Here is a 14,992-nt window from a genome sequence, read left to right as displayed (position 1 = left end):
TATAGTTTTACTATAAGTAAGCATCGGTGTATAGATTAAGTATTACATAAATATATTAAATATAAAATATATAATGGAGAATAAATGAAAAGGAGGACTTTGGTTGCCAGCTATCAAAGACAGGGAAGTTCTTATTTCCTTGATACAGAAAATGTATTGGGTAGAGTCGGAAATGGAGCAGATGAACACCTGGGAAGCACGCATTGAAATGATGGATGAAAATCTTGAAGCCCTTGAAGTGCTGTCACACGATTCAGACAGGCATGGATCAATAGTAGAAAAATGGCTCAAAAAAGCTAACCTTGAAGTCCCGGAAACTACTCCAAAAGGTCTTCCAAAACACATCTTTAATTTTGATGGGCTATCAGCACCGGAGATTTTCAACCAGATAGTAAAATATGAAATTCTTGCCATGAATGCCTATAAGGACATGAAGAATGCAGATCCTGATGTCATCAATGTACTTTTCGAGAATGAAAATGACAGAAAAGAGTTCCTTGAAGATCTGGAACAACTCATAAAAGACGAGGAAAAACACACAAGCATCTGCAAAAAGCAGATTGGCGGGTTCATGAAAGTAAATTTTTGAACCGTTATTTAACGGTTCAAATGAAGTTTTTTATTTTCGCCTGAAGACAAAAGCCAGACCTACAATTGCAAGCATCGGGAGTGCGATTGTAGGGAATTCAGGAATTTCCTGTGCTTGTTCACCGTTTCCGTCATCGGAGACACTTTTGTTTCCGTCATCGAAGACACTTTTGTTTCCGTCATCGAAGACACTTTTGTTTCCGTCATCGGGGACATCACTTTTTTCGTCACCAGGCCCCGAAGAAGAACTACTACTTCTCGTAGGAGCTGAAGAGCCACCACTCATCCCCAGAGAAGGCGTTGTTTCCGGTTCATCTGCAGTAGATTCCAGAGGTTTTTCTTCAACGGGAATTTCTTTCGGTTCAGAAGCAGGAGCATCAGAGGATGAAACATAATTTTCACCGGCATCCCCTTCAGAAATTGGTTCATCCTGACCACCTGTACCAGCCATCAAACCGCTCAGCAAAAGAACGGATGCAAACATTATTAACGATATAAAGATTAAGCGTCTATCCATTTTGTACCACCTGGAGTAAAGTTTTTCATTTCTGAACAGTTATTCTAAATTATATTACTGAAGTTGTTAGAGCTGCGCATTATATATACTTTATTCTAATTTTTTAAATGATGATTATAATGATGATGATTCAGTGATGCCTGCAATATAAAATGCATGGATAAAAGATCACATATAAATAACAAGATATCTACAGTAAAAATGGGGTGGAATTAATTTTGAAACAAAAAAAAGCTTCCGGCTTTTGTGAAGTTACCAATCATAAGAATGCTGCGACTGAGCAGAAGGTTAACAGGCAGGTGACAGATTGAAGGAAAACAGAGCTAATCCGAAAAGAAGAAAAGCCAATCGGCTAGTTCTGGAAAAGAGTCCCTATCTACTCCAGCACGCATATAACCCTGTGGACTGGTACCCCTGGGGAGAAGAAGCTTTTACGAAAGCAAAGGCAGAGAACAAACCTGTCTTTCTTTCAATCGGGTACTCGACCTGTCACTGGTGTCATGTCATGGAAAAAGAATCCTTTGAGAATGAGGAAGTTGCACACCTGATGAATGAAACTTTTGTTTCTGTCAAAGTTGACAGGGAAGAAAGACCGGATATCGACAGCATATATATGTCAGTATGTCAGGCACTCACAGGACGTGGCGGGTGGCCACTTACTATAATTATGACACCTGAAAAAAAGCCCTTCCTTGCAACAACATACATTCCAAAAGAGAGCAGATTCGGTTCCACCGGTATACTAGATCTCATACCTATGGTAAAGGATATGTGGTTCCAGAAGCAGGGAGAACTTGTATCCAATGCAGAGGAAATAGTCACCGCTGTCGGCGAAGCATCCCTGAAAACGGGAAATAATGTCCTGAACAAAAATATCTTTGATAAGGCTTTCACACAACTCCGGGATAACTTTGATAAAACTAAAGGAGGCTTTGGCAATGCTCCTAAATTCCCCACACCCCACCATCTGACATTCCTGCTTCGCTACTGGAAAAGAACAGGTAAGCATGATGCACTTGCAATGGTTGACAAAACGCTTCAGGAAATGCGACGTGGTGGAATATATGATCACATAGGGTTTGGTTTTCACCGATATTCAACTGATGCTCACTGGATTGTCCCTCATTTTGAGAAGATGCTCTATGACCAGGCACTGCTTACCATTGCTTTTACTGAAGCATACCAGGCTATTCACAAACCTGAATATGAAGAAGTTGTCCGCGAGATATTAAACTATGTGAGCAGAGACATGCTTTCACCTGAGGGAGGTTTCTATTCGGCCGAGGATGCTGACAGTGAAGGAGAGGAAGGAAAGTTCTACGTCTGGACAGAAGATGAACTTGATAGCCTACTAGACGAAAACGAAACCGGGTTAATAAAACAAATGTTCAATACCAGCCCCACAGGAAATTTCAAAGACGAATCCAGCGGAAGACAGACAGGTGCCAATATTTTTTATCAGGAAAAAGACCTCGAAAATATAGCTGCAGGTAACGGCAAAGATAGTGACCGACTGAAAGCCGAATATGAAAGTATCAGAGCGAAATTATTCGAGCATCGTGAGAAACGCATTCATCCAGCTAAAGATGACAAAATATTGACAGATTGGAATGGCCTGATGATAGTAGCGCTCTGTAAAGCATCCAGGGCATTCAAAGACACGACATTTGCTGAATTAGCCTGCAAGGCAGCCGATTTCATTCTTCTGGAAATGGATAAGGAAAACAGGCTTTTTCACAGGTACCGGGAAGGCGAAACTGCCATTGAGGGATTCCTGGAAGATTATGCATATTTTACATGGGGTCTCATTGAACTCTACCAGACTACGTTCAAAATAGAGTACCTGAAGCATGCATTAAGGCTCAATAGACATCTGGCAGAACATTTCCAGGATGAGGAATATGGAGGATTTTTCCATACTTCAGATTACTCCGAATCCCTGCTGTTCCGCAACAAGGAAGTATATGACGGAGCCACTCCCTCCGGGAACTCGGTCTGTGCTCTCAATTTCCTGCAACTAGGACGTATTACAGCCAGCACTGAACTTGAAAATATGGCCAATAGGATATTCGACGCTTTCTCAAATCAGGTCACGAAGATGCCTATTGGATATACACAGTTGCTTTGTGCATTGGATTTTGCCATCGGACCTTCCCGGGAAATTGTTGTGGTAGGAGAATCCGGAAATGAAAAAACAAAGGAAATTATATCCTGCATAGACCAGGAGTTCCTTCCCAACAAAGTAGTAATTTTCAAACCTGCCGAAGAAAGTATGGAGATAGAAGATGTCGCAGGGTATGTCAGCGATATGATAATGAAAGATGGAAAAACAACAGCCTATATTTGTGAGAATCACAACTGTAACTTGCCTGCCAATAATGTGGAAGAAATATGTAGGTTATTGAAAACCGATCGCTAAAAAATCAATCACAAATGCTACATCCGGGATAGGCCGAAGAATGAAGACAGAAAAATATTATCGCCCCGATATCGAGACAATGGATAGAGGGGAGCTCGATTCCCTTGTGGAAGAGCGTATAAGGTACACTGTTGACTATGCAGCCAAAAGCTCGATGTTCTACAAAAAATGGTTCCGCGATAATAATATCAAACCATCAGACATCAAATCACATGAAGATCTGCTGAACCTCCCCATTATATCCGGAAAGACCATACGCGAAAATCAGCCACCTGAGATCAACAATTTTGGATTCAGATCAGTTGATTGGAAAAGCATATTCACAATACATGAGACCAGCGGGACCAGTGGTATTCCAAAATCATTTTTCCTGACATGGGAAGACTGGGAGCGTTACGCCGAGAAGTATGCACGTAGTTTTGTATCCCAGGGGTTCGGCCCAGGGGACAGAGTAGTGATATGCGCATCCTATGGCATGAATGTAGGTGCAAATACGATGACACTTGCGGCCAGATATATTGGAATGACAATAATCCCTATCGGCAAGTGCACTTTTCCTCCCAGGGTTATGGAATCCTACAGACCGACATCCATAGTAGGAAGTGTTTTCAAACTGATACACCTGGCTAAAAGGATGAAGGAGCAAGGCATGGAACCCTCCGAATCAAGTATCGAAAGACTTGTGATCGGAGGAGAAGGTTTCCCGGAGGAATCCCGTGAATACGTATCGGAACTGTGGGGTTGCGACGTATTCAATACATACGGCAGCACTGAAGGCACCATGTGCGGAGAATGTTCCCAAATTGACGGATTACACGTTCCTGAGGACCTTGTACATCTGGATGTCTATGATCCCCACATGAAGAATTTCGTAAAGGATGGCGAATGCGGAAGAATCGTGCTGACAACACTCCTGCCAGTGGGTGCTAAGTGTGGGACTTTACTTCTCAACTACGACACAGAAGATACGACAGTGGTCAAAACAAGTGAAAAATGTGCCTGTGGAAGGACACATATGAAAATATTGAATCCGCAGAGAGAAGCAGAGACTTTCTGGATAGCAGAGACACCCTTCAACCGCGTAGATATTGAAAAAGGAGTGTTTCAGAGAGAAAACATGGAATATCTCACCGGCGAGTATGAAGCTTTCCTGTATGGAGGAAGAGACGGGGAAGAGACCACTTTGAGAGTCAGCGTGGAATGTGAAGATACAGGCAGGTGCGATAGAAGTATTGTTGAAGAAAACTTCCTGAGATCATTCTTCAGGTTCAAAAGCGGACTTGAAGATGCCTATATTCAGGGGAAACTCAATGTCCTTTTCAATTATATGGGACCCGGGGAACTTGAACTGTATAAGATTAAAGGCAGGCCAAAAAGGATAGTGGACCGAAGGTAGTTTTCATATCAGCCTGATTCCCTGCCAGACATAAAGGTATATCATCACACCACCGATAAATGTAAGTATCCAGATTACAAGGGTGATCTTCATCCATCTGTAAGGATTACCCAGAAACATCATTCTTCCAGATAAAGCCAGCCTTATGTATATGACAAGCAGGAAAACTGAAATCCCTGCAAGGTGATGTAACCACAAGAGTACCACCAAAAATGTGCTTCCAAAGTTATACTCCAGGAAAGATGCCATTTCAGCAGACATGAAAATAAGGACGGATATCAGTTGCAATATAACTGCAAGACTTATGATTTTGCAGTGTTTTCCGGATTGCCCCTTTGAAATCAGGCTAACTCCGAACAGAACCATCAGAAGTAACAGAAATTGAATAATAAGGCTTAAAAAACCCATATCTACTATAGATGTCATTGGCCACACCTCCCAAGACTACACCACGAGATTTGCAATAAAGCAAAACATCTCATAAAGAGAAGGACCAGAACCATATAAAACAATTTTGGCCAATCCGGATCAGAAATTCCCTTTGTAGACTTTCAAACCGCTGTCGGACACAGTCAATATCCAAGGTTCCATGCTATGGGAAGCTGCACGCATTTTTCTAATACGCATATATCTGTTTGCAACGTTGCCTTTCAGATGCAATCCAAGTTCGATTATCCCATCGGCAAGATATCCCTCAGCACCGGTTGAAGAATCATTAATATCTGAAGCTTTGCCTTCCTCAAGTATTAAAAAAGTAGTAAGGTTCTCACGCCTGAATGATTCCAGCATCCTGTACATTCTTTTACGTAATTCCCTTGGTTCGATATCAAGCAACGAATAGAGCGCTCCGAGAGAATCAATAGCAAGGCACGTACACTTTTCACCAGTGTTCCTCTTGAACTCCAGGATATTCTGCTCAAGAAGATTCAACAGATCGTCGGGAAAATCACCATACATGACCCTGTAATCACTGAAATCGGATATGTGGAGCTTTTTTGACAGGTTGATTCCCATGCTCTGCATGTTCTTGAGGTGGTTTTCTTCACTCTGCTCAAGTGTTATATACAAACCATACTCATCCACATTATTGAGATAATTTGATAAAACCTGGAAGGTAAAACCTGATTTCAGAGTACCTGCAGCTCCGGTCACAAGAACAACACTGTTCCTGGGAATGTCCGTTTCAAAAGCCTCGTTCAAGCCATGTATTGTGTCTACGAATCTCATGTTCTCTGTCCGTGCGTATCAGGTAAGTATAATACTTGTCTTAATTAAAGACTTTGTTTTGATGACAATGAACCTAATCACTCTTTTTCAATACCTTCATCCATCTTTTCAGCAAGTGGAATTCTTTTTTATCAATTGCCTCGGGATCAATCAGAAGTATCATTATTGAGTTAGAAGCCATCAGTGTATCATTGGTTTGTTCCATCAGTTTAACAACGGATATGAAGTCATTGTCCAGAAGCAGATATTCCAGACCATCCATTAATATGACCCCGTCATCAACCTTATTAATGAAATCAGATATCGTCGGATGTATCCTGAAGAGCTCCGTGGGATCTATAGTTTGTTGAACCTGACTTCTGTTCTTGCTGAGCCAAACGAATGGTGTTTTAGAAAGACCGTACTGTACACGGATATTCTCAGGATTGTTTCGTGTAATGCACAAACCCGGCTTTCCCCTTTTGACCAGGTGGGAAAAGATAGAATAACCCTCCCCGTTGTCTGAACAGTCAACAAGGTACATGAAGCCGGAATCCAGTTCAGATTCATCTTCCTGGAAAGATTCCTGAATGTCCTCTGTAAGAGGTGTAATGAAAAGTCCGCGCAACTCAGATCTGTCCTGCAACGTAACAATCAGGTTGTTGTCACCACTGTTACCCATCACAAGGGATGTTGACACATTCATAGGGACTCTTTCACCAGCCCCATTAGTGAAAACGATCTCAATGTCCTTTGCGTCCATGAACTGCGAAAGATCTTTTTCATCTACAAGAGACGAGATAGGTTTTCCCAGAAGCTCGTTGACATCCATACCCAGAAGTTCAGTTGCGTTATTATTGACTGTCAAAATGTTCCCGTTGCTGTCCAGAGAAAGCATTGCAATTGGAGAAGCTTTCAAAAGGTTATCAAGATACTCATTTGCCCTTTTGATTTTTTCCTCTGCCTCTTTCCTCTCCGTCACATCAGTACCTGAGATCAATATTCCGTTCACCTGTCCATTGTTGATCATCGGAACGATGTTATTCCAGCCAATTATCCTTTCCTCATCATTTCGGGTGATCACAGGACTCTCGAAGTAACCCCCAGGAACAGTATCTCCTTCCAGGAACTTACTGAACATGTCCACGAAGGACTGACGTGCAGAAGCAGGAAGATAATTGTCACACCAATCAGTACCTGTTATCTCATCTTCCGTGTAGCCCAGAATTTCATACCCCTTTTTACTCATGAGCTTGACGTTGCCTCTTTCATCCAGTACAACAAGTACAACAGCCGCAAGGTCCAGGTAAAGCTTTGCCTGATCACGTTCGTTTATAAGATCGTCGTGCAATTGCTTTATCCGGAGAAGAGAACTGACTCTTGTATTGATCTCAATCCTGTCAAGGGGTTTTGTCAAAAAATCATCGGCACCTGCCTTGATTCCGACAATCCGATCCTCAACACCTGACAGGGCGGTTACCATCACAATAGGTATGAACCTGGTCTTTTCGGAGCTTTTGAGTATTTCGCATACTTTATAGCCTGTTATATCAGGCATCATTATATCAAGAAGAATTATGTCAGGATGATGTTCCTCAACCCTGTCAAGAGCCTCTTTTCCCCCGTAAGCGGTGATAACATCGTATTCACTTGCCAGGTAGGCCTCAAGAAGTTTGACATTTACCGGCTCATCATCGACAATGAGAACCTTTCCTTTTTTCTCATCTTCCATTATATGATCACTCATTCGGCAAGACTACATTATCCATTGCATAGTCCAGCATTCCCTTAAATTGTAACATATATAATTAAAGCATATAAATATTAGTAGATAACTATTAAGCTCTTCTATAAGGAGAGTAAATTTCAAACCTTCAGTGATAGAGATATACGATTATACCTGAAGATAATGCCGGAAAGACTACATGAAGCAAAACCGGCTGTATGCGGAGATGTGGAAGACAAAATGCCTGATTTGGATAAGGAATTGATAGCGGCTGCAGAAGAGATACGTTATCTGCTTGGGAGAGGATATCCTAAAAATAGCGCTATCAGGTTTGTATGCGATCACCATCTCCTAAAAGAAGAGCAAAGATTCATTCTCTCAAGAAATATCCTTGCACCAGCCATTGCATCAGATCGCCGGAACAAGAGACTTATATGCACTGATCTTAAAAGCCGGCATGTTGTAATTGATGGATACAATGTGCTCATAACCCTGGAAAATTACCTGAAAGGCGAAGACATGTGGACGGGAGATGATGGCTTTATCAGGGACAACAGAGGAGTTTTCAGTGCCCATGTCAATGATGAAACAACTTGCAAAGCATTGAACCTGATGATAGAAATGCTAGTGGTTCATAAAGTGGGATCAGTCATTGTATTTTTAGACAGGCAGATGAGCAAGAGCGGAGAACTTGCTACCTTCATCAGGCAAAAAATGGAAGAAGTCCCTATAAAAGGAGATGTGTTCACATCAGGGAATGTCGACAACGAAATTAAAAGAGTATCAGGAAATTCAATAGTAGCAACTGCAGATGGAGTTATCATTGATGCGGTAGAAAATGTTATAGATATACCTGCCTGTGTAATTGCTGAAAGAGAGGATCAGTTATTTCTTCATTCATTGAGACCTGATATTGATCATACCATTGAAGGAAAAATAGAAGTATGAAAAAACTTGGAATCGCCGTAACCGACCCGGATGACTGGACTGCAAAATCATTTGTTGAAAGTGCTAAGAGAAAAGGCATTGAAGTCTGTGCAATTGACCTGCGAGAGGCAAAGGCAGATATTAATGATCATCTGTCATACAATACAGGGAGCATGGACCTGAAAGAGCTTGATGCACTCATTGTCCGTGACATGGGTACTGGAAAAAATGATTCTGTTACTTTTCGCTTTGACATCCTCCGACAACTTGAGACAGAAGGCACAGCTGTGATTAATCCATCTTCTGCAATCCAGAATGCTGCAAACAAGTATCACTGTTCATACCTGTTCTCCAGGGCAGGAATACCCATTCCCGAAACAAGGGTCGTTCAGGATCCAAAAACTGCCATGAAAACACTTGAATATTTTCAGGACACAGTGCTCAAGCCCGTTTTCGGCTACAAGGGAATCGGGATATCCAGGATAAAGGATGGAAAAATCATCAAACCGGATGGGACCAATGGAGGAGGGGGTGTGGAAGAACTGGTTAAATCGGTGCTTGAAGAGAAAGGGATGATATTCATACAGGAATTCGTTGAAAGCTCCGGCCGTGACATACGAGCGTTTGTAATTGACGGTGAAGTAGTCGGCTCAATATATCGTCAGGCTGCTGAAGGCTGGTGGTTGAGTAACCTCAGCCAGGGAGGAAGCCCTGCAAAATGCATACTTAGTGATGAACAGGAAGAAATGTGCATCAAAGCAGCAGAAGCCGTAGGTACTGTCTTTGCAGGTGTTGATATCATAGAAGGACCGGAAGGATCCAGGGTTCTGGAGATCAATGCAACGCCATCAGGAGCTGGAATTTACAGTGCATGGAACATCGATGTAACCGAACGTATTATAGAATCCATTCTTAAATTGACGTGAATGCCGAGTGTAAAATATAAAATACCTGGAAAACGATGGTATATCAAATGAGTGAATATAAACAATGCATAATTGTCAGGGATGACCTGAAGTTATCAAAAGGAAAACTTGCAGTCCAGGTTGCTCATGCAGCAGTATCTGCTTCTGAATGGGCTGACCGGTCAACTCTGGAAAAATGGAAAGAAGGCGGTCAGAAAAAAGTAGTTTTGCGTGTGGCAAATACCCGGGAACTGTTCGAGCTCAAGGAAATAGCAAGAAGGCAGGACATCGCCACGGCACTTATCCAGGATGCAGGACTCACCGAAGTTAAACCCGGAACAGTAACAGTCCTTGGAATCGGACCTGCAAAGGAAGAAGAACTTGACAAAATAACCGGCAACCTTAAACTCCTTTAACCAAAACAGAAAAAAATTAATAAAACATATCAGGGACAAATATGAAACAACTGCAAAAACAGTATATCCTACCCATAGCTTTTTTCCTGATATTGGGTTCTCTTCTGGCTTCGGGATGTGTTTCTGAACCCGCACAGAGCATAAGGGAACTACTGTCACCTTCTTCAACTACACTTGCACAGGCAGAATCTACTTACGAATTAGATCCCTTAAGAATAACCGTTCCTGTTACACCCTCACAGGCACCTTATACCCTGGAAAACAAACCATCCGGAGATGCATCTTTTGCACCGGGTTTTGAATTATCAAGCAGTTATTATTACTATGCAGGCTTTTACGAGGGTACTGAGGGAGTTACCAGCATATACATAAAAAACCTTGGTGAAAACACTGTCTTTGTCTATGATTTCGGGCTTTTGGAGACAGGTAATGATATGTGGCACGGCCAGGACACAAGCATTACAATCCTGCCAGGTGAAGAAAAAATAATAGGTCATATATCATTCAATATTCCTGAAAATACAGAAGAGATGGCGCTGAAGTCAGGAGTATCAATGATGGTGGAGACATCATCTGGAAAGTGGCACGATTACCAAAGACAGTATTTTGATGAGTTCACAGTAGATGTGGAACAGCAACCAGAGATGGAGGAAACTCCCTATGTTAACAATCCGGCGAATATTTTTAAGCTGGTAAATGAGAAGATAACTCCATATGACATAGAAGTCAGGAAAATGGCTGCAGTGTCCGCAAAAAAACATCCAGGGCAATATAATATCTACCAGTTATGTTCCCTTTTCGATGACACCAGGGACAACATCCAGTACATCAGTGATCCGAGAGGCAGGGACCTATGGTCCGAGCCCCGTGATACACTTCGGGTCGGAGCAGGTGATTGTGATGACTATGCAATCCTGCTTGCATCACTTGTCGAATCCATCGGAGGAACCTCCAGAATATATATGACGGATACACATGCTTTTGCCGCCGTATATGCAGGAGATGCAGACAACATAGAAAATGTCATAGAAGCCATCCAGCATTATTACGGACCTGTACCTGTCTACTATACAAGTGATGAACACGGTTGTTGGCTTATGATGGACCCGACTTCAAGTGTGTACGTAGGAGGACTTCCCGGAGGAACAGCACCTGTTGACGGAAGCTGGACCTTTTTGAATACTTCACAGGTAACAGTGATAGATATCGCACCCCAGTATGAGGAATAGGATCATGGATATACCCAGCGTGGAAAAACAGATTGGAATTGATCTTTACTGCACTTCGGTTCCTGGTCTCGGAGGCCAGCTCCGGCAGGAAATTGATGACTTTATAGTTAAAGAGATAAGCAACCGTGAGGAAGGAGATTCGGGCAAACAGCTCATAGTCGAACTCATTAAACGCAACTGGGACATGCATCATCTGGTAAGGGATATGTCCCGGAAGCTTGGAATCAGCCAGAAACGCATCAGTTTTGCAGGAACTAAAGATAAGAGAGCAAAGACTACACAGAAAATCAGTATCTACGACATTGATGAAAAGGATATTGAGAATTTCTACCTGAAAGATGTGGAACTGAGAGTGCTCGGAAGGTCTAAAAGGTCTTTGGAGCTTGGAGATCTTTTCGGGAATGAATTCATAATTACAATCAGGAACATCGACCATAACCCTGAGGAACTGGAGCAGATGCTTACAACCGTTACGGAAGAGATAAAGGCTTATGGAGGAGTTCCCAACTTTTTCGGAATACAGAGATTTGGAGCCATCAGGCCTGTAACACATCTTGTAGGGGAACAGATCCTCAAAGGTAATTTTGAAAAAGCAGCACTTATCTATATTGCAAAATCATTTCCGGATGAACCTGACGATGTAAATAAAGTGCGTGATACCGTCTGGAAAAACAGGGATTTCATAGAAGGACTGAAGATATACCCCCTGCGTCTCAGATACGAAAGAGCAATGATGCACTACCTTGTCGAGAATCCCGGCGACTTTAAGGGTTGCTTTGGGGTTCTTGCGAGGAACATAAGCAAGATGTTCGTTCATGCATACCAGTCATACAATTTCAACAGGATTATTTGCCAGCGAATTGAGAAGGGATTACCTCTGGATGTTGCAGTACCCGGAGACATCGTATGTTTCAAGAATAAAGAGGGACTTCCTGATGTTACAAAAACACAGCATGTAACTGAAGAGAATGTCGACGGGATGAATAACCTCGTCAGGAGAAAAAGAGCTTTTGTGACCGCTCCGCTGATAGGTTACGATACTGAATTAGCATCCAGAGAGCCGGGAAGCATTGAGGATGATGTTTTTTCTGAAACAAACATGCCAGTTGAAAGTTTCAAAGTACCGGAAATCCCTGATATGGCTTCAAGGGGACTCCGCAGGGAGATACTGATCCACTGCGAACCATCTTTCCAGGTGGATGAAGACGAGCTTAATCCCGGAAAAAGCAAAGCTACCCTGAATTTCACTCTTCCGAAAGGATGCTATGCAACAACGGTTCTCAGGGAATATATGAAAGTGGAACCGCTTAAAATGAGTTAGGGACATTTTTGTCCCCAATTTTAATTCTTAATTCTTACTCAGCTTTCACATATCATTGACTGTATGAACGCCTTGAACGGCGGGGAAGGGCGTCCTGGCCTGGACTTAAACTCCGGATGGAACTGGGATCCGAAGAAAAACTTTTTACCGGGTATCTCTGCAATTTCCATTCTGTTTCTGTTCTTTCCAGAAAAGACCATGCCTTTTGCTTCTATCCTGTCAATGAAATTGGGATTTACCTCATATCTGTGCCTGTGACGTTCTATTATCTTGGAGCATCCGTATATATTCTCGGCAAGTGAACCTGATTTCAGGTCCGCTTCGTAATCACCAAGACGCATGGTTGCTCCCATGTCGACAACATTCTCCTGTTCCGGAAGCAGGTCTATTACAGGATAAGGCGTATCCTCATCGAATTCAGTGCTGTTGGCATTCCCCAGACCTGCTACATTCCTGGCAAATTCAATAACCGACAGCTGCATACCAAGACAGAGTCCAAGGTAAGGGATATCGTTCTCACGGGCATATCTGATAGCCATTATTTTCCCTTCAGTACCCCTTTCGCCAAACCCTCCAGGTACAAGTATTCCATCGTACTCTGAAAGTGTTTCAATGGAAGAAGGATCTTCCTCGAAGGACTCGGCATTGATCCAGCTAGTAGTGAAATTTACTCCGCAATCGATGCATGCGTGTTTGATGGAAGCACTAATACTAAGATAGGAATCCTCAAGATGTGTATATTTACCAACAATCCCGATTTTAACCACGCTTTTAAGATTGTTCATCCTCTCAACCATTTCAGACCAGGAGCAATCAAGTGTATCTGAACTCATGTTCATAAGCTTCATGAGGTAACTGGTCAGACCCTCCTTTTCCATCATGAGAGGTACTTCGTATATGTCATTTGCATCGTGGGCACTTATCACTGCTTCCTCGGGAACATCGCAGAAAAGAGCTATCTTGGAGATAGTGCTGTCAAGTAATGGTTCCTTGCATCTTGTAACTATCACATTCGGAGTCAGGCCGAGTTCCCTCAGTTCCTTTACTGAATGCTGGGTAGGCTTTGTTTTCTGGTCTCCCTGTGGATCCAATGGTACAAGAGTTACATGAACAAAAGCAAGGTCTCCCTTGGGTTCTTCCCTGTGCATCTGCCTGACAGCTTCCAGGAAAGGCATACTTTCGATATCACCGACTGTTCCGCCAACTTCTACCAGGCAGATATCAGCGCCGCTCTTTGCAGCAACTTTCTTTATGCGTCTCTTGATTTCGTTAGTGATATGAGGGATAATCTGGACAGTTTTTCCAAGATACTCACCCCTGCGCTCTTTTGATATCACTGACTGGTATACCTTTCCGGTTGTCAGGTTGTGTTCCCGGGTCAGTTCCGTATCCAGGAAACGCTCATAGTTTCCAAGGTCAAGGTCGACTTCCCCTCCGTCTTTGAGCACGAAAACCTCACCGTGCTGGAAGGGACTCATGGTACCTGCATCAATGTTAATATAAGGATCTATCTTGATGGCTGTGACCTTATAGCCTTTGTTCTTCAGGTTACGTCCGATAGAAGCGGTGGTAATTCCCTTACCCAATCCGCTCATTACTCCGCCTGTTACAATAATATATTTCATATGATGCCTCTGCCTTGAATTTTTACTTGAATATTGGAAGTTTGATCAGTAGGAAAGCCATGAAAGAAGTTAAAAGAATCGAGTAAAATACAGCCTGGTAAAATCCGAAAAATGGTCCGAAATCAATTGAAACAAAAATAATTGCCAGCAATGTAGCACACATGACCATTACAAGGGCTGCTACCAAATAAAGGGACTTTGAAGATGCTGCATTAAATGTTGAGACCAGCATCTGCATTGATATATCCGGCAGATGGAAACTCCGCTTATTCCTGCGGGTGACATCCGGGGAAGAACTCTTTTTCTGATCTTTGTTTGGTAGGGACAACGAACTGTCCACATCTACCGAAAAGTTTGTTTCATCGGGACCCGGCACACCAATGTTAAGGTTAAAGCTTGCCTTTTTCGAGCCATAACCCACCGTCACAAAGACCTGGCCTGTTGTATACAGCCTTCCTGCATAGGATATCCTGGCTATCAGCGGTATATATTCTTCGTGCCTCACATAGGGATTATCTTCAAGAATAGTTATATTCTCAAATAAAGAATCGCTAACTGACAAACTTACATGTGTAGGAGCACCGTAATTTATCATCACAAGCTCAAAACTGCGTTCCTCACCGGGAGATAAAGGTATTTCAACAGTATCGTCCTCGAACTCTATAGAGTTAACTCCAAGCCTGTTGATATGTACCTGTTGCAATTAGATGTCCTCAC

14 protein-coding genes are annotated in these 14,992 nt (G+C 42.6%); 8 read left to right on the top strand and 6 right to left on the bottom strand.

Annotation, left to right across the window (positions count from 1 at the left end; genetic code table 11):
* Positions 1-103 precede the first annotated feature (103 nt).
* Complete coding sequence (locus V7O62_RS12825) at positions 104-589, top strand: hypothetical protein (RefSeq protein WP_406656729.1); 486 nt, start codon at positions 104-106, stop codon at positions 587-589.
* 30 nt (positions 590-619) lie between these two features.
* On the opposite strand, the gene V7O62_RS12820 is transcribed toward V7O62_RS12825, so the two are convergent.
* Positions 620-1,105 carry a PEF-CTERM sorting domain-containing protein gene (locus V7O62_RS12820; protein WP_406656727.1) on the bottom strand — a complete coding sequence of 162 codons (486 nt, stop codon included), beginning with the start codon at positions 1,103-1,105 and terminating at the stop codon, positions 620-622.
* Positions 1,106-1,412: 307 nt separating this feature from the next.
* On the opposite strand from V7O62_RS12820, the gene V7O62_RS12815 reads away from it, so the two are divergent.
* Both V7O62_RS12815 and ftsA read left to right on the top strand, forming a co-directional pair.
* Positions 1,413-3,524 carry a thioredoxin domain-containing protein gene (locus tag V7O62_RS12815; RefSeq protein WP_406656726.1) on the top strand — a complete coding sequence of 704 codons (2,112 nt, stop codon included), beginning with the start codon at positions 1,413-1,415 and terminating at the stop codon, positions 3,522-3,524.
* 40 nt (positions 3,525-3,564) lie between these two features.
* Positions 3,565-4,920 carry a coenzyme F390 synthetase gene (ftsA, locus tag V7O62_RS12810; RefSeq protein WP_406656724.1) on the top strand — a complete coding sequence of 452 codons (1,356 nt, stop codon included), beginning with the start codon at positions 3,565-3,567 and terminating at the stop codon, positions 4,918-4,920.
* A gap of 3 nt (positions 4,921-4,923) precedes the next feature.
* On the opposite strand, the gene V7O62_RS12805 is transcribed toward ftsA, so the two are convergent.
* From V7O62_RS12805 to V7O62_RS12795, 3 genes are all read right to left on the bottom strand, one after another.
* Positions 4,924-5,346, bottom strand: coding sequence for a DUF420 domain-containing protein (locus tag V7O62_RS12805; protein WP_406656723.1), 423 nt, complete (start codon positions 5,344-5,346; stop codon positions 4,924-4,926).
* A 102-nt stretch (positions 5,347-5,448) separates the two neighbouring features.
* Positions 5,449-6,147, bottom strand: coding sequence for an RAD55 family ATPase (locus V7O62_RS12800; protein ID WP_406656721.1), 699 nt, complete (start codon positions 6,145-6,147; stop codon positions 5,449-5,451).
* Positions 6,148-6,220: 73 nt separating this feature from the next.
* Positions 6,221-7,858 carry a DUF835 domain-containing protein gene (locus tag V7O62_RS12795; RefSeq protein ID WP_406656720.1) on the bottom strand — a complete coding sequence of 546 codons (1,638 nt, stop codon included), beginning with the start codon at positions 7,856-7,858 and terminating at the stop codon, positions 6,221-6,223.
* 177 nt (positions 7,859-8,035) lie between these two features.
* Here V7O62_RS12795 and V7O62_RS12790 point away from each other — a divergent pair, with 177 nt between their 5' ends.
* From V7O62_RS12790 to truD, 5 genes are read left to right on the top strand one after another with little or no spacing between them, the layout of a single operon-like run.
* Complete coding sequence (locus V7O62_RS12790) at positions 8,036-8,800, top strand: DUF434 domain-containing protein (protein ID WP_406656719.1); 765 nt, start codon at positions 8,036-8,038, stop codon at positions 8,798-8,800.
* Positions 8,797-9,705: a tetrahydromethanopterin:alpha-L-glutamate ligase gene (gene mptN, locus V7O62_RS12785; protein WP_406656718.1), complete on the top strand. Its 909-nt coding sequence runs from the start codon at positions 8,797-8,799 to the stop codon at positions 9,703-9,705. The genes V7O62_RS12790 and mptN overlap by 4 nt, the downstream gene beginning before the upstream one ends.
* Before the next feature lie 47 nt (positions 9,706-9,752).
* On the top strand, positions 9,753-10,100 hold the full coding sequence (gene pth2 / locus V7O62_RS12780; protein WP_406656717.1) for a peptidyl-tRNA hydrolase Pth2: 348 nt from the start codon (positions 9,753-9,755) through the stop codon (positions 10,098-10,100).
* Between the two features lie 41 nt (positions 10,101-10,141).
* Complete coding sequence (locus V7O62_RS12775) at positions 10,142-11,329, top strand: transglutaminase family protein (RefSeq protein WP_406656716.1); 1,188 nt, start codon at positions 10,142-10,144, stop codon at positions 11,327-11,329.
* Positions 11,330-11,333: 4 nt separating this feature from the next.
* Positions 11,334-12,650 carry a tRNA pseudouridine(13) synthase TruD gene (gene truD / locus V7O62_RS12770; RefSeq protein WP_406656715.1) on the top strand — a complete coding sequence of 439 codons (1,317 nt, stop codon included), beginning with the start codon at positions 11,334-11,336 and terminating at the stop codon, positions 12,648-12,650.
* A gap of 38 nt (positions 12,651-12,688) precedes the next feature.
* Here the strand turns inward: truD and pyrG are convergent, their stop codons facing one another.
* Entirely contained in the window at positions 12,689-14,275 is a 1,587-nt protein-coding gene (gene pyrG, locus V7O62_RS12765; protein WP_406656714.1) for a glutamine hydrolyzing CTP synthase, read from the bottom strand.
* A 22-nt stretch (positions 14,276-14,297) separates the two neighbouring features.
* A complete protein-coding gene (locus V7O62_RS12760) occupies positions 14,298-14,978 on the bottom strand; it encodes a hypothetical protein (protein WP_406656713.1) in 681 nt (226 codons plus the stop codon).
* Positions 14,979-14,992 lie beyond the last annotated feature (14 nt).

This window comes from Methanolobus sp. ZRKC2, assembly GCF_045291185.1.
Lineage (GTDB): Archaea > Halobacteriota > Methanosarcinia > Methanosarcinales > Methanosarcinaceae > Methanolobus.
Note: the sequence above shows the minus strand (reverse complement) of the source record. Positions and strands in the feature narration are given on the sequence as shown.